We start from the raw sequence: 19804 nt of genomic DNA, 5'->3' as shown, positions 1-19804 counted from the left end.
CTTCTTATTTCGTGATGGATGACAGCGCATGGAGCGCGAGGACATAGCTATGCGCACCGAAACCGCAGATGACGCCCTTCACGGCGGGCGCAATCATCGATTTGTGGCGGAATTCCTCGCGGGCATGCACGTTGGAAAGGTGCAGTTCGACGACCGGGACCTTCACGGCGCGGATGGCGTCGTGCAGCGCGATCGAGGTGTGGGTATAGGCACCGGCGTTGATGGCGACGCCGGCAGCGACATCGCCGGCCTCATGGATCCAGTCGACCAGATCGCCTTCATGGTTGGACTGGCGGAAATCGACGGCAAAGCCCAGCGTCTCGCCCTCGGCCTTGCAGAGAGCCTCGATATCGGCGAGCGTCTGGCCGCCATAGATACCGGGCTCGCGTTTGCCGAGTGCGTTCAGGTTGGGGCCGTTGAGCACGAAAAGGGGTAAAGCCATTCGCAATTCCGCATGCTGGATAGAGATTTACCTATAGACCGGCGGTTTGCGTGAGGAAAGCCCCAAGGGAAGGGGCTTTGCCGGTCGAAAGGGCGTGTCCACAAGCCAAAGGCTCAACACGGCCAGCATGGCGAGAAAATGGCGCTTACGAGCAGTTCGCCTTGCCGCAGGCGCGGACATTGGCGATCTTTTCCTTCAGGTCGTCCACGCCGACCGCGCCGAACACCATTTCCTGGCCGAGCACGTAGGAGGGCGTGCCGGTGATGCCGAGGTCGTTGGCCAGCGAATAGGCCTGGCGCACCGCGTCGTCATGCGGCTTTTCGGTCATGGTCTTGCGGATATCGGCTTCCAGAACGCCCATGCTGGCGGCAAGCGCAATGGCGCTCTCCTCCGTCGCGCGGCCTTCGCCGCCGAGCAAGGCACGGTGGAATTCGCCGTACTTTTCCGGCGCGAGATCGCGGAAGGCGGCGCTCACCTTGTGGGCGGCAAGCGAATCGGGGCCGAGGATCGGCAGTTCCTTGAGAACGAAGCGGATGTTCTTGTCCTCCTTCAGCAGCTCGTCCATGTCGGAAAGGGCCCGCTTGCAGTAGCCGCAATTGTAGTCGAAGAACTCGACGATGGTGACGTCGCCCTTCGGATTGCCGAGCGCGATGTCGTAGGGCGAGGAGAAGATCGCCTTTTCGTTGTCGGTGATGGCGGACTGGGCCTTGGCCTGCTGCTGCGCTTCCTGCTTCTTCTGCAGGGCTTCCTGCACGTCGAGCAGGATTTCCGGATTCTCGACGAGATATTCCTTGATGAACTCGCCCATCTCCTTCTTCTGCGCGTCGTCGAGGGCGAGAGCGGGAAGGGGGGCTGCGACCGCGATGGTGAGAGCGACGGTGGCCGCGAGCTTCGTCTGGAATGTCATGTCTGTCCTGTCCTCGTCCTTGATGCGCCGGAGAAGTGCCATTGGCGGCACCCGCGCGTCAATGCGCTGCGCAGCGCTTTCAACGACCTTATGGCGGGCGGCATGCAAACGATAGGGCAAAAGCGGCGGATTTTCGGCCCTCGCGGGATTGTGAAGGCCGGCATCTTGCGGCAGGAAGGCCGCATCCCACCAACCGGAAGCAAAACCCATGAAACTCTCCCGCCGCGGTGCAGTCGAACCCTTTCACGCCATGGACGTGCTCGCCGAGGCGACGAAGCGCCGCGCGGCCGGCCGGCCGGTGATCTCGATGGCCGTCGGCCAGCCCGTCCATCCCGCGCCGCAGGCCGCCCGAGAGGCTGCGCGCCGGGCGCTGGAGATCGGCCGCATCGGTTATACGGATGCGCTGGGCCTTCTTTCGCTGCGGCAGGCCATTGCGGATTTCTACCGGACCCGCCACGGCGTTACGGTCGATCCCGGCCGCATCGCCATCACCACGGGCTCCTCCGCCGGCTTCAACCTCGCCTTCCTCGCGCTGTTCGATGCGGGCGACCGCGTCGCCATCGCGCGGCCCGGCTATCCGGCCTACCGCAACATCCTCGCCGCGCTCGGCATCGAGACGGTGGAGATCGAGGTGAGCGCCGAGAACGGCTTCACGCTGACGCCTGAGGCGCTGTCGGCGGCGGGCCGCATCGACGGCGTTCTGCTGGCCAGCCCGGCCAATCCGACAGGCACGGTGACCGGCCGCGCCAATCTCGCGGCTTTGTCCGCCTATTGCCGGGACAACGGCATCGCCTTCATCTCGGACGAGATCTATCACGGCCTCACCTTCGTCGGCGAAGAAGCGACGGCGCTGGAATTCGGCGAGGAGGCGGTGATCATCAACTCCTTCTCGAAATACTATTGCATGACCGGCTGGCGGATCGGCTGGATGGTGCTGCCGGAAAAGCTGGTGCGCCCGGTCGAGCGCATCGCGCAGAGCCTCTACATCTCCGCGCCGGAACTGTCGCAGATCGCGGCGGAAGCCGCGCTCGGCGCGGAGGCGGAACTGAACGTCTATCGCGATGCCTACCGCGTGAACCGCGATTTCCTCGTCGAGCGCCTGCCGCAACTCGGCTTCTCCATCGCCTCGCCGATGGACGGCGCCTTCTATGCCTATGTCGATGTCAGCCGCTTCACCAATGACAGCATGGCCTTCGCCCGCCGCATGCTGGCCGAGACGGATGTGGCCGCGACGCCCGGCATCGATTTCGATCCGCGCGACGGCCACCACACCATGCGCTTTTCCTATGCCGGCTCCTTCGAGGAGATGAGCGAGGCGGTCGACCGCCTCGCGCGCTGGCTCGCGTGAGGCTGAAAGCGATTCCGCTTCAATGGCTTGCGCCCGCAAGCGGATTCGATCTTTCAGGCACCTGAATCACTTTCTCAGACGCGGTTGATCGACACGCCGCCGTCGACGAGCATCGCCGTGCCGGTCGTGAAGCTGGAGGCCGGCGAGCAGAGGAACAGCGCCGCTTCCGCGATTTCTTCCGGCGCGGCAATGCGCTTGAAGGCGTTGAGGCCGGCGACGAATTGCAGCGCCTCGGGCGTATTGGCCACTTCGCGGCCCATGGGCGTATCCGTCGCGCCGGGCAGCAGCGCATTCACGCGGATACCCTTGCGGCCATATTCCGAGGCGAGCACCTGCACGAGGCCGATGAGGCCGGACTTCGAGGCGGCATAGGCCGCCAGCCCCGGAAAGCCGGCCGTATAGCCGACGAAGGTGGAGGTGAAGACGAGGCTGCCGCCGCCGCGCGCCTCCAGGGCGGGAAGCTGGTACTTCGCGGCCAGGAAGCCGCTCGTCAGGTTGACGTCGAGCACCTTCTGCCATTCCGTCATGGAAAGCGCGGGCAGGGCGCCGACCGGCCCCGTCGTGCCGGCATTGTTGAAGGCGATGTCGAGCCCGCCGAATTCCGTCTGCGCGGCTTCGACCAGCGCTTCGTGATGCGCTTCCTCGCTCACATCGCCGGCAATGGCTGCAACCGAACCGCCGGCCGCGCGGATTTCGTCGGCGACCGCTTCCAGCCGTTCGCGTCCGCGCGCCGAAAGCACGACCTTCGCACCCTGCCGGGTAAAAAGCAGCGCGGCGGCCCGGCCGATGCCGGAGCTTGCGCCGGTGATGATGGCGACCTTGTCGTCGAGGCGTGTCATGGGGAACTCCTGTTGGTTCTGACGACAGCGATGTCGCAGAAGGAGGAGGGCGCAACCACCCGATTCCCGCGCAAGAAAAAGGCCCGGTTTTCACCGGGCCTCTTCAATTCCGTAATGCAGACAGCCTCTTAGAAGAAGCCGCGGCGTTGCCACCAGCCGCCCTTCTTGGGTTTTTCGGCCTCGTCTTCCTGCGCGCCTTCCTTGGCGGTTGAAGACTTCACCACCGGTTCGGAGGCGATGTTGCTGATGTCGCGGTTCGCGCGGACCGGCTTCGCCGGCTCGGCAAGATCGGCGGCGGCCGTCTCGACTTCCGGTTCGACCGGCGTCGCTTCGGCTGCCGGCTCGGCCGGAACCGGCGCGGGCTGTGCCTCGACCTCGCTACGGGCAGCTTCGTCGGCCGGCGTTTCGGCTGCGGCCTTGGCACGGCTGCGGCGCGCGCGCTTCGGCTTGGCGGGCGCCTCTTCGGCAACCGGCTCGGCCGGCGCTTCCTCGGCGGCGACGTCTACCTCGGCCTCGACAGCGACGGCATCTTCCGACGCGTCCTCGTCGCTTTCGCCATCACCTTCGGCGTCGTCGCCATCGGCTGCTGCTTCCACGCCGTCTTCGGGGCGGTTGCGGCGGCCACCGCGCTTGCCGCGGCGGCGGCGCTTGCGGCGCGTCTCGGACGAATCGTCGGCATCGGCCTGTGCGGTTTCCTGGCCGTCGTCGCCTTCCGCCTCGTCATCGTCGAGGACGTCCTCGTCGCCGGCCTGTTCGCCGCCGAAGGAGGCCGTATCGGTGCCTTCGCCATTCTCGCGGCCGCGGCCGCGACGGCGGCGGCGGCGCTTGCGCTTGTTGCGGCCGTTCTCGTCGGAGGAGGCGGACGGCGAAGCCTGGCCCGCAGCGGCGGGACGTGCGTCTTCTTCCTCTTCGTCGATCTCGTCCTCGATCACGACGTCGTCTTCTTCCGGCTCCGGCTCGAAATGCAGGAGCTGTTCGATCTTGACCGGGTTCTCGACGGGCTCGCCGCGGTCGATCGCGAAGTGCTGCGCGCCGACATGGGCATCGGCCTCGATGATGATGGCGACGCCGAAGCGGGCCTCATAGTCGATGATCGTGCCGCGCTTGTGATTGAGCAGGTAGAGCGCGATGTCCGGCGTGGTACGGACGGTGATGTCGTGCGTCGTGTTCTTGAGGAGATATTCCTCGATGCCGCGCAGGACATGCAGCGCGACCGACGACTGCGAGCGGATATGGCCCGTGCCGTTGCAGTGCGGGCAGGTCTGCATGGTCGATTCGAGGACCGAGGCGCGGATGCGCTGGCGCGACATTTCGAGCAGGCCGAAATGCGAGATGCGGCCGACCTGGATGCGCGCGCGGTCGTTCTTGAGATGGTCCTTCAGACGCTTCTCGACGGCCCGGTTGTTGCGCTTCTCCTCCATGTCGATGAAGTCGATGACGACGAGGCCGGCAAGGTCGCGCAGGCGGAGCTGGCGCGCCACTTCTTCCGCCGCTTCCAGGTTCGTCTGGAGCGCGGTCTCCTCGATGGAGTGCTCGCGCGTCGAACGGCCGGAGTTGACGTCGATCGAGACGAGCGCCTCGGTCTGGTTGATGATGATGTAGCCACCGGACTTCAGCGTCACCTGCGGCTGCAGCATGCGGTCGAGCTGGGCTTCGATGCCCGAGCGCGAGAAGATCGGATGCACGTCGCGGTAGGGCTGGACGACCTTCGCGTGGCTCGGCATCAGCATCTTCATGAAGGCTTTCGCCTCGCGGTAGCCTTCTTCGCCGGCAACGACGATCTCGCTGATGTCCTTGTTGTAGAGGTCGCGGATCGAGCGCTTGATGAGCGAGCCTTCCTCATAGACGAGGCAGGGCGCGGTGGAGGCGAGCGTCAGCGTGCGGACGTTCTCCCAAAGACGCATCAGGTATTCGAAGTCGCGCTTGACCTCGACGCGGGTGCGGTTCGCGCCGGCGGTGCGCAGGATCACGCCCATGCCCTGCGGAACCTCGAGGTCGCGGGCGATTTCCTTCAGGCGCTTGCGGTCCTGCAGGTTGGTGATCTTGCGGGAAATGCCGCCGCCGCGCGCCGTGTTCGGCATCAGGACGGAGTAGCGGCCGGCGAGCGACAGGTACGTGGTGAGAGCCGCGCCCTTGTTGCCGCGCTCTTCCTTGGCGACCTGCACGAGCAGGATCTGGCGACGCTTGATGACTTCCTGGATGCGGTACTGCTTGCGCGGCTTGCGCTGCACACGGTCCGGCACCTCTTCCATGGCGTCTTCGGCGCCGACGGATTCGATGACTTCCTTTTCCTCACCGTTGTGATCGTCGTCATCGTCGTCATCGCGGCGGCGACGGCCACGCTTGCGCTCGGCCGGCTCGGAGATCTCGTCGGTATCGACGGCCATGGCCATCGCGCCGCCGGGCGTCTCGTCGTCGCTGCCCTCGCTGGGAGCGGCGGCTTCCGCGGCGGCCGGTGCTTCTTCTTCGGTCTTCGTCTTGGCCTTGCGGGTGCGGCGGGGCTTCTTCGGCTTTTCGGCCGGCGCTTCCTCGGCGGCAAGATCGGCGGAGGCTTCGGCGACTTCCGGCTCGGCCGGGGCTTCGGCTACGGTCTCTTCGACGGCCGCGGCGGCCTCAACCTCGACCGCGGCCGGTGCTTCGCTCTCCTCGGAGGCGCGCGTGCCCGTCTCGATCGGCTCGATATCGTCGTCGCGGCGATGTTCCTCGGCCTCGGCCTTCAGGAGAGCCTGACGATCGGCGAGGGGGATCTGGTAGTAATCCGGGTGGATTTCGGCGAAGGCCAGGAAGCCGTGGCGGTTGCCGCCGTAATCGACGAAGGCCGCCTGGAGCGACGGTTCGACGCGCGTGACCTTGGCAAGGTAGATATTGCCGCGGATCTGCTTCTTGTGTTCGGATTCGAAGTCGAATTCTTCTATGCGGTTCCCGCGTACGACGACAACCCGCGTCTCCTCAGCGTGAGACGCGTCGATAAGCATTTTCTCTGCCATGTAATTTGAGCTCCTCGGCGCAGCCGCAATCCTGGCGGCGAGCCGATCCCTGAAAGGGATGGGCCGGGGGAGGAGAGGGATGCGCCGGATAAGTAAGTTCCCGTCGGGCCCCGGTGAGGGGTAAGCGGACGGAGGGAGGCCGGAACGCATGCGCCCCGATGCTGGTTACCCTCTGATAAAATCCGCCGTGACAACATCAACGTCCAACGAGAATGCCAGTGCCATAGACCTGTTCGGTCCGATGAAATGCCCTTTGGTAAGGGCGTGCGGTGGAAATCCACCTTGACTGTTCCGGCCACCGCCGGTTTACGCGATCTAATCGGCCGGGAAAAAGCAGCGCGACGGCGGATGAAGGCCCGGTTCGGCGCCAAGATCCCGAAGGAGTGGCTGCCTGCTCTAAGCGATTCTATCCCGTCAATTCTTTTTCCCTGATTTTGCTTTTATGGCGGATATGTCACAATGGCAAGGGAAAAGCCAAAAGCGTCATAATCTTGATCGATTTGCCGTGATCTGTGCGTGAACCCGCCGACGGGTGCGCGCGGCAAGCTTCGGTTAACCATATGGGGGCATCTATAGGCCTTGTCCAGCGCCGCATCGCGCGGTTTCCACGCGTTTGAACGGACTGCAGGTGGTGATGCCGAACCTTCCGACAATGAGTTTTTTCCGCCGTGCGGCGGGCGCGCTTGCCGCTGCCCTCTGCCTTGCGATCCTGTCGCCGGCACTTGCCGCACCGGCCTCTGCCGCGCCGCTGCTGGCTTTCGGCGCCCGCATCGCCGGCGATGACGCCCGCACGCGCCTCATCATCGATTTCGATCGCAAGCCGGACTTCAAGGTCCACTATGTCGCCAATCCCTACCGTGTCCTGATCGACCTGCCGGAGACCGATTTCGGCATCAAGGCGGACGAGCTGGAGGCGCGCGGCATCTTCTCCGACATCCGCTACGGCACCATGGCAGAGGGCCGCTCCCGCATCGTGCTGACCGCCTCGCGCCCCGTCGGCGTGGTGCTGGCGGAAGTGCAGGAAGAGCAGGGGGCCGCGAGCTACCGGCTCGTCATCGACACGGCGATCGTCACCGGGGAGGTCTTCCAGGGCCAGATGGAAAAGCAGAGCTGGCAGCAGGCTTCCGCCCCCGCCGGCGAGCAGCCTTCGGTCATTCTGCCGGGCGGCAAGGCGGATGGCCCCTTCGTCATCGCGGTCGATGCCGGCCACGGCGGCATCGACAACGGCGCGCGCGGGGCCAACACAAAGACGGAGGAGAAGAACGTCACGCTGGCCTTCGCCCATCAGCTTGCCGAGGCGCTGAACAAGCTGCCCGGCACACGCGCCATCCTGACGCGCGACAAGGACGAGTTCCTGTCGCTCTCCCAGCGCGTGCAGCTTGCCCGCAGCGAGGGCGCGAATCTCCTCATCTCCATCCATGCCGATACGCTGAAGCAGAAGGACATCCGCGGCGCGACGGTCTACACGATCTCCGACAAGGCCTCCGACAGCCTCGCCGCAAGCCTTGCCGAGCGCGAGAACCTTTCCGACCAGATCGCCGGCATCGCCTTCGTGGACGAGCCGGCCGAGGTGGCCGACATCCTGCTGGACCTCACCCGCCGCGAGACGCAGGCCTTCTCCATCAATCTCGCCGAGAGTGTCGTCGGCAAGTTCAAGGACGAGGTGCTGCTGATCAACAATCCGCACCGCCATGCCGGCTTCCGCGTGCTGACCGCGCCGGACGTGCCCTCGATCTTGCTGGAGCTCGGCTTCCTGTCGAACAAGGAGGACGAGCAATTGCTGGTCGATCCGGCCTGGCAGAAGAAGGTGGCGGGTCTTATCGCCAACGCGGTGGAGGAATACCGGGCGACCGTCGTCGCGAACGGCGGTTAAGCCTGGCCGGCGGATGGCCGAGACGCGGGCGGGCAGGCATGCTACTTTCGCCCGCATCGGCCTGTGCCGGAAAAGTGACAGCGGCCGCCATTGTGCGGTGGCGAAGGCCCTGCGCATGCTGTAAGCCCTATTTTCCTCACATTCCGATCGCTAGACGGGATCGGGAAAAATGGGGACGACTCGTCTTCGACAGGCAAGGCGCGGCACAAGAGGCCGGGGCGGCTCGGCCGGGCGGCAGGATCGCCCGATGACATTATAAGACATAAGGCATCGGTAACTGGCTCATGATCAGACTGATTGGATATTTCTTCGGGATTGGCGCCGTGTTCTTTCTCGGCGTGGCGGGGGCGGTCGCCCTCTATCTCGCAAGTGTGGCCAAGGATCTTCCCGATTATGAGGTCTTGAACAATTACGCCCCGCCGGTGACGACCCGTGTGCATGCCGGCAACGGCGCGCTGATGGCCGAATATGCCCGCGAGCGCCGCCTCTACCTGCCGATCCAGGCGATCCCCGACCGCGTGAAGGCTGCCTTCCTCTCGGCGGAAGACAAGAACTTCTACCAGCATCCCGGCGTCGACGTGACCGGCCTCTTCCGCGCGATCGTGGTCAACGTGCAGAACATGGGCTCTGGCCGCCGTCCGGTCGGCGCCTCCACCATCACGCAGCAGGTCGCCAAGAACTTCCTCCTGTCCTCCGACCAGACCATGGACCGCAAGGTCAAGGAAGCGATCCTCTCCTTCCGCATCGAGCAGGCCTATTCCAAGGATCGCATTCTCGAGCTTTACCTCAACGAGATTTTCTTCGGCCTGAATTCCTACGGCATCGCCGGCGCGGCGCTTACCTATTTCGACAAATCCGTCACCGAGCTGACCATCGCCGAGAGCGCCTATCTTGCCTCCCTGCCGAAGGGCCCGTCGAACTACCATCCCTTCCGCCATCCAGACGCCGCGCTGGAGCGCCGCAACTGGGTGATCGACCGCATGGTCGAGAACGGCTACGTCACGCAGAGCGACGGCGCGGAAGCGAAGGCCCAGCCGCTCGGCGTCACGCCGCGCCACCGCGGCACCTATCTCTTCGCCTCCGACTATTTCTCGGAGGAAGTCCGCCGCCAGATCATCGATCGCTACGGCGACAACGCCCTTTACGAAGGCGGCCTATCGGTCCGCACCTCGCTCGACCCGCGCATCCAGGTCGCGGCGCGCAAGGCGCTGCAGCACGGCCTCCTGAGCTATGACGAGCGCCGCGGCTTCCACGGTCCCGTCAAGACCATCGAGGTCGGCGGCGACTGGGGGCCGGCGCTCGCCAAGGTCGACGCCTTCTCCGACGTGCCGGAATGGAAGCTCGCGGTGGTCCTCGCCGTCGACGACGGCGGCGCCGATATCGGCCTGCAGCCGAGCAAGGAGGCGTCCGGCAAGGTCGTCGCCGAGCGCGTGACCGGCCGCATAGAGGCCAAGAACATGAGCTGGGCCTATCGCTCCGCCAAGGGCGACCGCAAGACGGCGAAGTCCCCGACAGGGGTCCTCGAGGTCGGCGACGTCGTCTATGTCGAGCCGACCGAGACCGGCAATTCGTACCGCCTGCGCCAGCCGCCGAAGGTTCAGGGCGGCCTCGTCGCCATGGATCCGCATACCGGCCGCGTGCTCGCCATGGTCGGCGGCTTCTCCTACGGCCAGTCGGAATTCAACCGCGCGACGCAGGCGATGCGCCAGCCGGGCTCGTCCTTCAAGCCCTTCGTCTACGCCGCCGCGCTCGACAACGGCTATACGCCGGCCTCGGTGATTCTCGACGCGCCCTTCGAGATGGTCTCGGGCGGCCAGGTCTGGCGCCCGCAGAACTACGGCGGCGGCTCGGCCGGTCCCTCGACGCTGCGCCTCGGCATCGAGCGCTCGCGCAACCTGATGACCGTTCGCCTCGCAAACGACATGGGCATGAACCTCGTCGCCGAATATGCCGAGCGCTTCGGCATCTACGACAAGATGCTCCCCGTTCTCGCCATGTCGCTCGGCTCGGGCGAGACGACTGTGATGCGCATGGTCTCGGCCTATGCCGTGCTCGCCAACGGCGGCAAGCAGATCAAGCCCTCGCTGATCGACCGTATCCAGGACCGCTACGGCAAGACGATCTTCCGCCACGAGGAGCGCACCTGCGAGAACTGCAACGCCAATGACTGGGAAAACCAGGCCGAGCCGGAACTGGTCGACAACCGCGAGCAGGTGCTCGACCCGATGACCGCCTACCAGATCACCTCCATGATGGAAGGCGTCGTCACGCGCGGCACCGCAGCCGGCAAGATCAAGCTCGACCGCCCGACGGCCGGCAAGACCGGCACGACCAACGACGAGAAGGACGCCTGGTTCGTCGGCTATACGCCGGACCTCGTGGCCGGCCTCTATATCGGCTTCGACAGCCCGGCTCCGCTCGGCCGCGGCGGCACCGGCGGATCGCTCTCCGCGCCGATCTTCAACGAATTCATGCAGGCTGCCGTCCAGGGCACCCGTCCGACGAAGTTCATCGTGCCGGAGGGCATGAAGTTCATCGCCGTCAACCGCAAGACCGGCATGCAGGCCTATGAGGGCGACCCGGACACGATCATGGAAGCCTTCAAGCCCGGCACTGGCCCGGCCGACGTCTTCTCCGTCATCGGCGGCGACGAATATGCGACGCCCGACGAGATCCTGAAGAGCTCGCCGCAGGCCAACCAGGCGGTGACGGGCGGCAGCGGCGGCCTGTTCTGATCCAGCCGATCCAATTGCGAGGGCGGGCGCGGGGCTTTACATCCGCGCCCGCCCTCTCTATTTCGGGGCCACCGAAACCTGAAGCATCGAAGAAACGGACATGCGCGCGGAAATCGAGAATATCGTCGACGAAATCAAGCAGGCCATAAGCCTGCTGAGGAGGCATCTTTGACTGGGATCAGGCGGTAAGACGACTGGACTGGTTGAACAACAAGGCAGAGGATCCCAGCCTCTGGAACGATGCCCAGGAAGCCCAGAAGCTGATGCGCGAGCGCCAGCAGCTTGACGAGGGCATCAACGCCGTGAAGGCCATCGAGCAGCAGCTCCGGGACAATGTCGAGCTGATCGAACTCGGCGAGGAAGAGGGCGACGCTTCGATCGTCAAGGACGCCGAGGATGCGCTGAAGGTGCTGAAGACCGAGGCCGCGCGCAAGCAGGTCGAGGCCATGCTTTCGGGCGAGGCCGACGGCAACGACACCTATCTCGAAGTGCATTCGGGCGCCGGCGGCACGGAAAGCCAGGACTGGGCGAACATGCTCCTGCGCATGTACACCCGCTGGGCGGAACGCTCCGGCTACAAGGTCGAGCTGCTGGAAATCCACGACGGCGAAGAGGCCGGCATCAAGTCCGCGACGATGCTCGTCAAGGGCCACAATGCCTATGGCTGGCTCAAGACCGAATCGGGCGTGCACCGCCTGGTGCGTATCTCGCCCTATGACAGCAATGCGCGGCGCCACACCTCGTTCTCGTCGATCTGGGTCTACCCGGTCGTCGACGACACGATCAACATCGAGGTGAACGAAAGCGACTGCCGCATCGACACCTACCGTTCGTCGGGCGCTGGCGGCCAGCACGTCAACACGACCGACTCGGCCGTGCGCATCACGCATATCCCGACCGGCATCGTGGTGGCCTGCCAGCAGGAACGCTCGCAGCACAAGAACCGCGCCAAGGCGTGGGACATGCTGCGCGCCCGTCTCTATGAGGCAGAGCTGAAGAAGCGCGAGGACGCCGCCAACGCCGAATCCGCCTCCAAGACGGATATCGGCTGGGGCCACCAGATCCGCTCCTACGTCCTGCAGCCCTACCAGCTCGTCAAGGACCTCAGGACCGGCGTCGAAAGTTCAGCTCCGTCGGATGTGCTCGACGGCAAGATCGACGAGTTCATGGAAGCCGCGCTCGCCCACCGCGTCAATGGCGGTGCGGACGCGGTCGTCGACGACCTGAACTGATATCTGCCGGACATGACATGGAAAACGGGCGCTTCGGCGCCCGTTTTCAGTTCGTCGCGCGCTCGACCTTGATCTCGCCGAGATCGTCGATCAGCACGGTCCAGCTTTCGGGCTCGGCGGCCTTGGGATCGGTCTTCAGGTAGACAGTGGCGAAGAGGCCGGGCTCGGCGGTGATGCCGGAGGAGTTCTCCGGGCGGATGTCGGTCACGTAAGGCTTCAGCGCCGAGAATTCCTCGAGGACCGTCGAGGAGGCGATCTTCGGGCCGTCATCGGTCGCCTCGATCTGCTGGAGATGGACCTGCGCCGTGCCGTCCGGCTGGCGCACGGCGGCGAGTTTGTAATAGCCGCGGCGCATCGCACTCTCCGCAGCATCCTCGCCGGGCTCCTCCCAGAAGCCGGTGCTCACGACGAAGGTGACGGTTTCCGGAACGGGCGTCTCGTCCGCGGCGAAGGCGGCGGAGCCGGTGAGGAGGAGGAAGGCGAGGGCGCTGGCGAGCCGGTGCCGTCTCATGGCGAACTCCTGTCCTGATGCTGTCGCACCGTCAGTAATCGAATTGTTCGGCGAGAATCCGGTCGGACCAGGAATGATCCGGATCGGAGAGGATGCGCGCGGAAAGGCCGATCGATTCGGCGATGCGCACTGTCGTCACGGATTTGACCTCGGTATTGTCGGCGACCGCATTGACCGGGCGCTTTTCCGCCTCCAGTACCTCGATATCCACCGTCACCTTGTTGGGCAGCAGCGCACCGCGCCAGCGGCGGGGCCGAAAGGCGCTGACGGGCGTCATGGCGAGGAGCGGCGCTTCCAGCGGCAGGATCGGGCCGTGGGCGGAAAGGTTGTAGGCCGTCGAGCCCGCCGGCGTCGCCAGAAGGAGGCCGTCGCAGATCAGCTCCTCCAGCCGCACGCGCCCGTCGATGCTGACGCGCAGCTTGGCGGCCTGGTAGGACTGGCGGAAGAGATAGACCTCGTTGATGGCGAGCGCCCGGCGCTCCTGGCCGCTCGCATCGCCGGTCGTCATTTCCAGCGGGCGGAAGGCGTTCTCCACCGCGCCGTCGATACGCCCCGCAAGGTCCTTCGTGTCGAAGCGGTTCATCAGGAACCCGACCGAGCCGCGGTTCATGCCGTAGACGGGCTTGCCGGAATTCATCGTCGTGTGCAGCGTCTGCAGCATGAAGCCGTCGCCGCCGAGCGCCACGATCACGTCGGCCTCTTCCGGGTCCGTATTGCCGTAGATGGCGATCAGCTCGTCGCGCGCTTCCTGTGCTTCGGGGGCCTGCGAGGCCACGAAGGAGAAGGAGGTGAAATTACGCGTCATGCCCTGATCCGCATCCTCGCTGCAAAGCCTCGTCCGGGCGCCGCCCGCTTTCCAAGCCACAGTTCCCTGTGCCCGCGCGATCCTCCCGCAGACGCGCCTCGCACGCCTGCCGGAATTGCCCGGGCCGGCCTTTGTCGCATGCCTTTACGGTATGCGCATCTGAAAAATATGACAGGGATACCAGGGAAGGGTGCCGCCGGCAGGCCGCACTCAGGATTTTCCGCCCGCCTGCGCCTCGAGACGCTTTAGCATGGTCTGTCCAGCAGCAGCGGCCTGGAGCGGATTGGCGAAGGGACCGTTCACCGGATAGGTGACGCCGCGAAAGGTCAACGCGAAGAAATAACGCCCCTTGGTGTCCTTCTCCACAGTGACCTTGGAAACCGGTTCCTTGTCTGCCGCCACGTCCGTTCCTCCGTATGATCGCTCTGCTTCATGCCGCCAGCGGCAGCGATTGCAGGGCAGACGCCCCAAGGCGCCGAGTTCAAGCTACAGACGCCTATAGGACAGGTGAGGGCGCACGGCAATGCGCCGCTGCCGGCGGAGCTGCCTGCCGGACGCGCGATCTGCGGCAGGGATCGCCCGTTCGCGGCATGTCCCGGAAATCCTAGCCACCCCGGCCGTGTCGCGGGCTGTCGCAACGGCGCGTCATGATCATCGTCGCAATGGCCAGTCGCTCCTCGACGGCGTCGCGCTCGGCGATCATCGTGCGCAGCGCTTCCAGCGCGTTTCCGTTGTGAAGCGCGAGGATTTCGGCCGCCTCCTCGCGCCCGGCGGGTGATTGCCGCACGGTCATTGCAGCCGCAGCTCCAACTGCTTCTTGCTCTTCAGCACATAAAGCGGCTTGGCGACGGCCGCGGCCTTGCGCTGGAGTTCGAGACGGTTCTGCATCTGTCGCTCCCGCAGCGACCGGCAGGCTTCCAGGATGGCATTTCCACGTTCGAGCGTATCGTTCCGCATCGTCGTATCCTCCGAATGTTCTTGTTATGTTCTATCTTTCGACAAAGGTCAAGAGACGAGGACGGCAGGGCGATCGGAAGAGAAGGGGAGCCTCAAAGCGTGGTGCGAACGAAATGGGCGGCGTCCTGCACGACCTGCTGTGTATAGGCGCCACGATTTTGCGTGAAGTCCCAGACGAGGACGCAGGCGAAGACGAAGATGGCGATGACGTATCTCATGGGCACCCCGGGAACGGGAGGAATGCGCTGACGAAACGGTCTGTCCGGACTATGTGGCCGACCCGTGGCGCATGGTGGGGCCTCCCGCGCGCGAAGTCCATTTAATTTTAGATTTTGCTCATGAATGGGATGGAAAATGCTTAACGGAAGGAAAACAATCGACCGTGGAGGCATCGAGCGGAAATTGATGCAGCCCGGAGGTCGCTACCGTTTCCAGCCCGGAATGCCTGCTGATCCCTTCTGGCCAGCAGCGAGCCGGAAACTGTGCTGATAGTGCTAGAGGGTGTGAGCTCCGCAAAGGTTGAAATCCGCTCGGCTTTGGCTACGCTCGGGAGGGTTGTCAGCGGAGTTGTTCACGCAGTGCCGATCCTTGTTGGAATAGACCGGGATACCCTTCCAGTCTTGATTGTCTCAACGGTTGGTTCGGCTGTCCTTTTTGCCGGCTTTGCAGGGGCATATTTTTGGCGTGTGAAGCACGCGGAGCATGTCGTTGCGACGATAGAGGACGTTTGGGAAGAAGCGAGGTCTCGCGGTTCCACCGTGAGCGTCGCGGAACTTTCATTCACGCGACGGACACCCAAGGGAACGAGCGTGGTATGTCGGGTCGTCGTTGGTATTGGCGCACCGAGTTATGGTTACAAGATCGGAGACAAGCTCGATGTTGTTCCCCGGACCGGTACCTGTTCACGGCCCTTCGTTATCGGGCGTGCGGAGTAGGGAATCGCGGACATATATTTGAATGCCGCATCGCGAACTGCGGAATTACCTCTAAAATATTGATTTGGAGAAACAAGTGGTGCCCCCACCAGGACTCGAACCCGGGACCCCCTGATTACAAATCAGGTGCTCTACCAACTGAGCTATAAGGGCACTCTGCGAGGGAGTTAGCATATTCTCCGCCGCTGTAAAGGGCAAAGGGCCGTTTCAGATCGACCAGTCGCCGCCGGAGGCGGCCTGGGGCACGATTTCCTGGCAGCGCTGCATGGAGCGCGGCAGGTTTTCGGCGAGGTGGTCGATGAGGGCGCGCACGGCGGGCAGCATGCCGTGGCGCGAGGTGAAGACGGCGTGGACGGCCGATTCCGCGCTCGTCCAGTCCGGCAGCACCGGCGTCAGCAGGCCCGTGCGAAAACCGCGCTCGACGATCATGTCCGGCAACAGCCCGAGGCCGATCCCCTCGATCGTCGCCCGTTCCAGCACGCTGAAATCCGAGCAGGTCAGCACCGGCGAGTGGGAGACGTCGTGCACCTCGCCGTTTGTGTGGAACAGCGTCCAGATGGCGCGCGGATTGTTCTCCTGCATGGAAAGGGTCGGCACGCGGCCGATCGTGTCGAGGTCGATGGGGCCATGGCGCTCCAGGAAGCGCGGGCTTGCCGCGAGATAACGGCGCGTGCCGCCGAAGCGCCGCACGATCAGCGACTGGTCGGTGTCGTAGCTGTCGCGCACGCGCAGCGCCACGTCGATCCGCTCCTCGATGAGATCGACCGGCCGCCCCGTCGTCAGGATCGAAAGGCGCACCAGCGGATAGCGCTTCATGAAGCCCGGCAGGATATCGGCGACGACGGGCGCAAAGCCGGGCGGCATCGACAGGCGCACCGTGCCCGCAGGCTCGGCCTTCGCGACGGCGACCACGGCCTCGGCCGCCTCGACGCCGGACAGCACCGCCTCGCAGCGCTCGTAGAAGGACTGGCCTATATCGGTGATGGAGAGTTTTCGCGTGGAACGCTCGATGAGCCGCACGCCGAGCTGCTCCTCCAGCGCGGCGATGCGCTTGCTGATCTTCGATTTCGGCACCGACAGGGCATTGGCCGCCGCCGTGAAGCCCTTGTGCCGCACCACGGCGGCGTAAAGCGCGAGATCATTCAGGTCCTGCATGGCGTTTCTCCGGTCATTGCCCGATTATTGTTTCTCATTTGAAACAGTCAATTGGATTTTTGCTGTCTAATCGCGTGATTGTTTTCGGGGCATATGGGTTGCATCGAATTTCAAGCAAAGGTGCTGACTCATGAACGTCCTCCATATCGACTCCGGCATTCTCGGAGACCATTCCGTATCCCGCCGCCTGACCGCTGCCGTCGCCGCTCAGATCGAGGCCGACCAGCCCGGCGCGACCGTCACCTATCGCGACCTCGTCGCCAATCCGCTGCCGCATCTTTCCGGCGCCCACCTGATGGCCGCCAACGCCAAACCGGAAGAGGTCGACGCGCAGGTCGCCGCGGAGGTCGAGGAGAGCAAGGTCGTGCTGGACGAGTTCCTCGCCGCCGATACCATCGTCCTCGGCGTGCCGATGTATAATTTCTCCCTGCCGAGCCAGCTCAAGGCCTGGATCGACCGCGTCGCCGTTGCCGGCAAGACGTTCCGCTACACGGCGGAAGGCCCGGAAGGCCTTGCCAAGGGCAAGAAGGTCATCATCGTTTCCACCCGCGGCGGTCACTACAGCGCCGGTCCGGCTGCGGTCATGGACCATCAGGAAAGCTACCTGAAGACCGTGCTCGGCTTCTTCGGTATCACGGATATCGAAATCGTTCGCGCCGAGGGCTTGAACCTCAGTGCCGATTCGAAGGTCGAAGCCATTTCGGAAGCCGAGCGCGTCATTTCCGGCCGCGGTAACCTGAGGCTCGCAAGCTAAGAGATACCGGTTTCAACGCAAAGGCCCGCCGGCTTTCACCGGCGGGCCTTTGTGCATTCAGGAATACCGGTTCAGCCGAACAGGTGGCGATGCGAAGCGTAGAGCGCGATGGCGGCCGCATTCGACACGTTGAGCGACTTGATGGCGCCGGGCATGTCGAGGCGGGCGAGGGCCTTGCAGGTCGCGCGCGTCTTCTGCCGCAGGCCCTTGCCCTCCGAGCCCATGACGAGCGCGATGCGCTGACCGGAAAGCGTGCCCTCCAGCGGGGCGGGGCCTTCCGAATCGAGGCCGACGGTCAGGAAGCCGAGCTTGTGCAGCTCTTCCAGCGCATCCGAGAGATTGGTGATCTGGATATAGGGAATGAGCTCCAGCGCGCCGGAGGCGGTTTTCGCCAGCACGCCGGATTCCGTCGGGGAGTGGCGCTGCGTGGTGATGACGGCGCCGGCATTGAAGGCGACGGCCGAGCGCATGATGGCGCCGACATTGTGCGGATCGGTGACCTGGTCGAGCACGAGGAGAAGCGGCGAATCCTTCAGCGCCTCGAGGCGGCGCACGGGAAGCGGCCGCGTTTCCAGCATCACGCCCTGGTGGATGGCTTCCGGCCCGAGCACCTTGTCGAGATCGGACGGAAGCACCGTCTCGACGGGATAGGGCAGGGTGGAGAGGTCCGGCAGCTCCAGCCGCTGGGCGGCGTTCTGGCTGACGGAAAGCTTGATGATCCGGCGCTCGGGATTGTCGAGCGCCGCGCGCACCGTGTGCAGGCCATAGAGGAGGACCTGATCCGGTGCGACGGCCGGCGGCTTCCAGCCTTCCGCCTGCCGGCGGCGGCGGTCGTCCTTCGGCGTCGGGATCTCGCCGCGCTCGCGCCGCTGGTCGCGATGCGCCCGGCGGAGCTTGGCATAATGGGTGTCTTTTGCGGACTTGCCGCCGGTATCGTCTTTGCTCATGCCGCTTCTATAATGCATGTCGCGCAAAAGTGTGCAGCGGTTTTGCAAGGCGCGCGAAAAATCGGGCAGGAAGCAATTGCGGGCGCCTGGACGCCCCGCATGGGGACGACGACATTTTTCGCAATTTTTTCCGTGACGTCGTGTTGACAGGATGAATTGTGCCCGTCATATACCGCGCCAGATCGAAGGCGCCGCCGCAAGGCACTGCCGAACGGTCGATACTGGTCGCTTGATCCCGACGGAATATGGAGGGATGCCCGAGTGGTTAAAGGGGACGGACTGTAAATCCGTTGGCTCAGCCTACGTTGGTTCAAATCCAACTCCCTCCACCATTCCGTTGCTTCGGATCAAGACCCCCGCGGGTATAGCTCAATGGTAGAGCAGCAGCCTTCCAAGCTGAATACGCGGGTTCGATTCCCGCTACCCGCTCCAGATTTTCAGGCATTTGCAGGTTGAGGGCGTCTTTCGGGCACCTCCTGTTGCCCATTCCCTTCTTCCTCCTTCCGGCCGCAAATTCAGGCGTGCAGGATCGACTCGACTCTTTCCCCGATTGGGCTCATGATCCTTGCGAGCGATGGGGGAAGCATCATGAATGTGAAATCCTATGTTGTTGTCGCCGTGGCGGCAGCCCTTGCGGGCTGCGGCCAGACCGCCCAAAAGGAAACGGCGCCCTCGGCGAGCGCCTACACGCTGACGCAGGCGGACGTGAAGGTCGTCGAGACGGGTGTGCGAAGTTCTCTCAAGGATCTGGCATCGGCCAAACTCGACCGGATGAAGGCGACGCGCCGCCCCGATGGCGTGATCAATGTGTGCGGCTATGTCGGCGCCTTCCCCTTCATGGGCGTCCTGACCGTCTCGCCGAAGTCGTCCTTCGCCGTGACCGGGGTCGGCAGCGATGAAGGAAAAGCCGCGCTGACGATGAATTTCTGCCGGAAAGCCGGGATCGAGATCTAGCGGCGGCGATAAGGCCGACTTGAAGGCAGGGTTACGGGTACCTTGCCGGCCGAAGGGAGGCGGGGTGCGTCGTCCATTATGTCCTGCCTCATGTCCGAGACGCCGCGCGCCGGCGTTTCGGCATAACGCTTTGCCTTGAAAAAGCGATTCGGCATGCCGATCTAAGGCAAATCCGGTTTTCCCAAGCTCCTTTCCCGCAGTTTTCGCTGTGCATTTAAGGCTTGCGCATTCGTTGCGAAAGCCTTAAACGCCTGCCAAACCGGACGGGCCGGTTAGCCCAACTTTCGTTCAGTAGGAAAAAGACATGGCAAAAGGTAAGTTTGAGCGCAACAAGCCTCACGTAAACATCGGCACGATCGGCCACGTTGACCATGGCAAGACGTCGACGACTGCAGCGATCACGAAGTACTTCGGCGAGTTCAA

19 protein-coding genes and 3 tRNA genes are annotated in these 19804 nt (G+C 64.3%); 9 read left to right on the top strand and 13 right to left on the bottom strand.

Annotated features, from left to right (window positions below; all coding sequences use genetic code 11):
• Positions 1 to 4 precede the first annotated feature (4 nt).
• A complete protein-coding gene (gene aroQ / locus DSD28_RS22365) occupies positions 5 to 442 on the bottom strand; it encodes a type II 3-dehydroquinate dehydratase (RefSeq protein ID WP_119258645.1) in 438 nt (145 codons plus the stop codon).
• A gap of 145 nt (positions 443 to 587) precedes the next feature.
• On the bottom strand, positions 588 to 1349 hold the full coding sequence (locus DSD28_RS22360; protein WP_119258795.1) for a DsbA family protein: 762 nt from the start codon (positions 1347 to 1349) through the stop codon (positions 588 to 590).
• 208 nt (positions 1350 to 1557) lie between these two features.
• Between DSD28_RS22360 and DSD28_RS22355 the strand changes: the two genes are divergently transcribed.
• Positions 1558 to 2697, top strand: coding sequence for a pyridoxal phosphate-dependent aminotransferase (locus DSD28_RS22355; protein ID WP_119258644.1), 1140 nt, complete (start codon positions 1558 to 1560; stop codon positions 2695 to 2697).
• Positions 2698 to 2771: 74 nt separating this feature from the next.
• On the opposite strand, the gene DSD28_RS22350 is transcribed toward DSD28_RS22355, so the two are convergent.
• Together DSD28_RS22350 and DSD28_RS22345 are read right to left on the bottom strand one after the other, a co-directional pair.
• Complete coding sequence (locus DSD28_RS22350) at positions 2772 to 3536, bottom strand: SDR family oxidoreductase (protein WP_119258643.1); 765 nt, start codon at positions 3534 to 3536, stop codon at positions 2772 to 2774.
• Positions 3537 to 3664: 128 nt separating this feature from the next.
• On the bottom strand, positions 3665 to 6523 hold the full coding sequence (locus DSD28_RS22345; RefSeq protein ID WP_162911517.1) for a ribonuclease E/G: 2859 nt from the start codon (positions 6521 to 6523) through the stop codon (positions 3665 to 3667).
• 652 nt (positions 6524 to 7175) lie between these two features.
• Between DSD28_RS22345 and DSD28_RS22340 the strand changes: the two genes are divergently transcribed.
• From DSD28_RS22340 to prfB, 3 genes are all read left to right on the top strand, one after another.
• A complete protein-coding gene (locus DSD28_RS22340) occupies positions 7176 to 8396 on the top strand; it encodes an N-acetylmuramoyl-L-alanine amidase (RefSeq protein WP_245424913.1) in 1221 nt (406 codons plus the stop codon).
• A 284-nt stretch (positions 8397 to 8680) separates the two neighbouring features.
• Entirely contained in the window at positions 8681 to 11131 is a 2451-nt protein-coding gene (locus DSD28_RS22335) for a penicillin-binding protein 1A (RefSeq protein WP_119258641.1), read from the top strand.
• A gap of 100 nt (positions 11132 to 11231) precedes the next feature.
• A protein-coding gene (prfB, locus tag DSD28_RS22330; protein ID WP_119258640.1) for a peptide chain release factor 2 occupies positions 11232 to 12363 on the top strand; the annotation gives its coding sequence in 2 pieces (ribosomal slippage) (positions 11232 to 11300 and positions 11302 to 12363; 1131 coding nt in all).
• Between the two features lie 46 nt (positions 12364 to 12409).
• Here prfB and DSD28_RS22325 read toward each other — a convergent pair.
• From DSD28_RS22325 to DSD28_RS22300, 8 genes are all read right to left on the bottom strand, one after another.
• Positions 12410 to 12874 (bottom strand): hypothetical protein, encoded by a 465-nt coding sequence (locus DSD28_RS22325; protein ID WP_119258639.1) that lies wholly within the window; start codon positions 12872 to 12874, stop codon positions 12410 to 12412.
• Positions 12875 to 12905: 31 nt separating this feature from the next.
• On the bottom strand, positions 12906 to 13679 hold the full coding sequence (locus DSD28_RS22320) for an NAD kinase (RefSeq protein ID WP_119258638.1): 774 nt from the start codon (positions 13677 to 13679) through the stop codon (positions 12906 to 12908).
• Positions 13680 to 13889: 210 nt separating this feature from the next.
• Positions 13890 to 14081, bottom strand: a complete 192-nt coding sequence (locus tag DSD28_RS22315; RefSeq protein WP_119258637.1) for a hypothetical protein — start codon at positions 14079 to 14081, stop codon at positions 13890 to 13892.
• Between the two features lie 202 nt (positions 14082 to 14283).
• Complete coding sequence (locus DSD28_RS22310; RefSeq protein ID WP_119258636.1) at positions 14284 to 14472, bottom strand: hypothetical protein; 189 nt, start codon at positions 14470 to 14472, stop codon at positions 14284 to 14286.
• Complete coding sequence (locus DSD28_RS26060; RefSeq protein WP_162911516.1) at positions 14469 to 14636, bottom strand: hypothetical protein; 168 nt, start codon at positions 14634 to 14636, stop codon at positions 14469 to 14471. Before DSD28_RS26060 ends, DSD28_RS22310 begins: the two co-directional genes overlap by 4 nt.
• A gap of 92 nt (positions 14637 to 14728) precedes the next feature.
• Positions 14729 to 14854 carry a hypothetical protein gene (locus DSD28_RS26420; RefSeq protein WP_281048115.1) on the bottom strand — a complete coding sequence of 42 codons (126 nt, stop codon included), beginning with the start codon at positions 14852 to 14854 and terminating at the stop codon, positions 14729 to 14731.
• Between the two features lie 794 nt (positions 14855 to 15648).
• Positions 15649 to 15724: transfer RNA gene (locus DSD28_RS22305), tRNA-Thr, on the bottom strand.
• A 54-nt stretch (positions 15725 to 15778) separates the two neighbouring features.
• Positions 15779 to 16726 carry a LysR family transcriptional regulator gene (locus DSD28_RS22300; RefSeq protein ID WP_119258635.1) on the bottom strand — a complete coding sequence of 316 codons (948 nt, stop codon included), beginning with the start codon at positions 16724 to 16726 and terminating at the stop codon, positions 15779 to 15781.
• A 130-nt stretch (positions 16727 to 16856) separates the two neighbouring features.
• Between DSD28_RS22300 and DSD28_RS22295 the strand changes: the two genes are divergently transcribed.
• The gene (locus DSD28_RS22295) at positions 16857 to 17480 is read left to right on the top strand and encodes an FMN-dependent NADH-azoreductase (protein WP_119258634.1); all 624 of its coding nucleotides are present in this window, start codon (positions 16857 to 16859) and stop codon (positions 17478 to 17480) included.
• Positions 17481 to 17551: 71 nt separating this feature from the next.
• On the opposite strand, the gene rlmB is transcribed toward DSD28_RS22295, so the two are convergent.
• Positions 17552 to 18427, bottom strand: a complete 876-nt coding sequence (gene rlmB, locus DSD28_RS22290; RefSeq protein ID WP_119258793.1) for a 23S rRNA (guanosine(2251)-2'-O)-methyltransferase RlmB — start codon at positions 18425 to 18427, stop codon at positions 17552 to 17554.
• Between the two features lie 247 nt (positions 18428 to 18674).
• Here rlmB and DSD28_RS22285 point away from each other — a divergent pair.
• The 4 genes from DSD28_RS22285 to DSD28_RS22270 form a co-directional block, all read left to right on the top strand.
• Positions 18675 to 18759, top strand: a tRNA-Tyr gene (locus tag DSD28_RS22285).
• Between the two features lie 26 nt (positions 18760 to 18785).
• A tRNA-Gly gene (locus DSD28_RS22280) sits at positions 18786 to 18859 on the top strand.
• A 156-nt stretch (positions 18860 to 19015) separates the two neighbouring features.
• Positions 19016 to 19381: a hypothetical protein gene (locus DSD28_RS22275; RefSeq protein WP_162911515.1), complete on the top strand. Its 366-nt coding sequence runs from the start codon at positions 19016 to 19018 to the stop codon at positions 19379 to 19381.
• Between the two features lie 304 nt (positions 19382 to 19685).
• On the top strand, positions 19686 to 19804 hold a 119-nt coding region (locus tag DSD28_RS22270), incomplete at its 3' end, for a GTP-binding protein (protein ID WP_162911514.1).

This window comes from Shinella zoogloeoides (genome assembly GCF_003574625.1).
Taxonomy (GTDB): Bacteria; Pseudomonadota; Alphaproteobacteria; order Rhizobiales; family Rhizobiaceae; genus Shinella; species Shinella zoogloeoides_A.
This window is presented reverse-complemented; position numbering and strand designations above follow the sequence as displayed.

Bases quoted from the DNA above. Each gene is read 5' to 3' on its own strand.
- aroQ (WP_119258645.1), bottom strand. From the start codon at position 442: ATGGCTTTACCCCTTTTCGTGCTCAACGGCCCCAACCTGAACGCACTC.
- DSD28_RS22360 (WP_119258795.1), bottom strand. From the start codon at position 1,349: ATGACATTCCAGACGAAGCTCGCGGCCACCGTCGCTCTCACCATCGCG.
- DSD28_RS22355 (WP_119258644.1), top strand. From the start codon at position 1,558: ATGAAACTCTCCCGCCGCGGTGCAGTCGAACCCTTTCACGCCATGGAC.
- DSD28_RS22350 (WP_119258643.1), bottom strand. From the start codon at position 3,536: ATGACACGCCTCGACGACAAGGTCGCCATCATCACCGGCGCAAGCTCC.
- DSD28_RS22345 (WP_162911517.1), bottom strand. From the start codon at position 6,523: ATGGCAGAGAAAATGCTTATCGACGCGTCTCACGCTGAGGAGACGCGG.
- DSD28_RS22340 (WP_245424913.1), top strand. From the start codon at position 7,176: ATGAGTTTTTTCCGCCGTGCGGCGGGCGCGCTTGCCGCTGCCCTCTGC.
- DSD28_RS22335 (WP_119258641.1), top strand. From the start codon at position 8,681: ATGATCAGACTGATTGGATATTTCTTCGGGATTGGCGCCGTGTTCTTT.
- DSD28_RS22325 (WP_119258639.1), bottom strand. From the start codon at position 12,874: ATGAGACGGCACCGGCTCGCCAGCGCCCTCGCCTTCCTCCTCCTCACC.
- DSD28_RS22320 (WP_119258638.1), bottom strand. From the start codon at position 13,679: ATGACGCGTAATTTCACCTCCTTCTCCTTCGTGGCCTCGCAGGCCCCC.
- DSD28_RS22310 (WP_119258636.1), bottom strand. From the start codon at position 14,472: ATGACCGTGCGGCAATCACCCGCCGGGCGCGAGGAGGCGGCCGAAATC.
- DSD28_RS26060 (WP_162911516.1), bottom strand. From the start codon at position 14,636: ATGCGGAACGATACGCTCGAACGTGGAAATGCCATCCTGGAAGCCTGC.
- DSD28_RS26420 (WP_281048115.1), bottom strand. From the start codon at position 14,854: ATGAGATACGTCATCGCCATCTTCGTCTTCGCCTGCGTCCTCGTCTGG.
- DSD28_RS22300 (WP_119258635.1), bottom strand. From the start codon at position 16,726: ATGCAGGACCTGAATGATCTCGCGCTTTACGCCGCCGTGGTGCGGCAC.
- DSD28_RS22295 (WP_119258634.1), top strand. From the start codon at position 16,857: ATGAACGTCCTCCATATCGACTCCGGCATTCTCGGAGACCATTCCGTA.
- rlmB (WP_119258793.1), bottom strand. From the start codon at position 18,427: ATGAGCAAAGACGATACCGGCGGCAAGTCCGCAAAAGACACCCATTAT.
- DSD28_RS22275 (WP_162911515.1), top strand. From the start codon at position 19,016: ATGAATGTGAAATCCTATGTTGTTGTCGCCGTGGCGGCAGCCCTTGCG.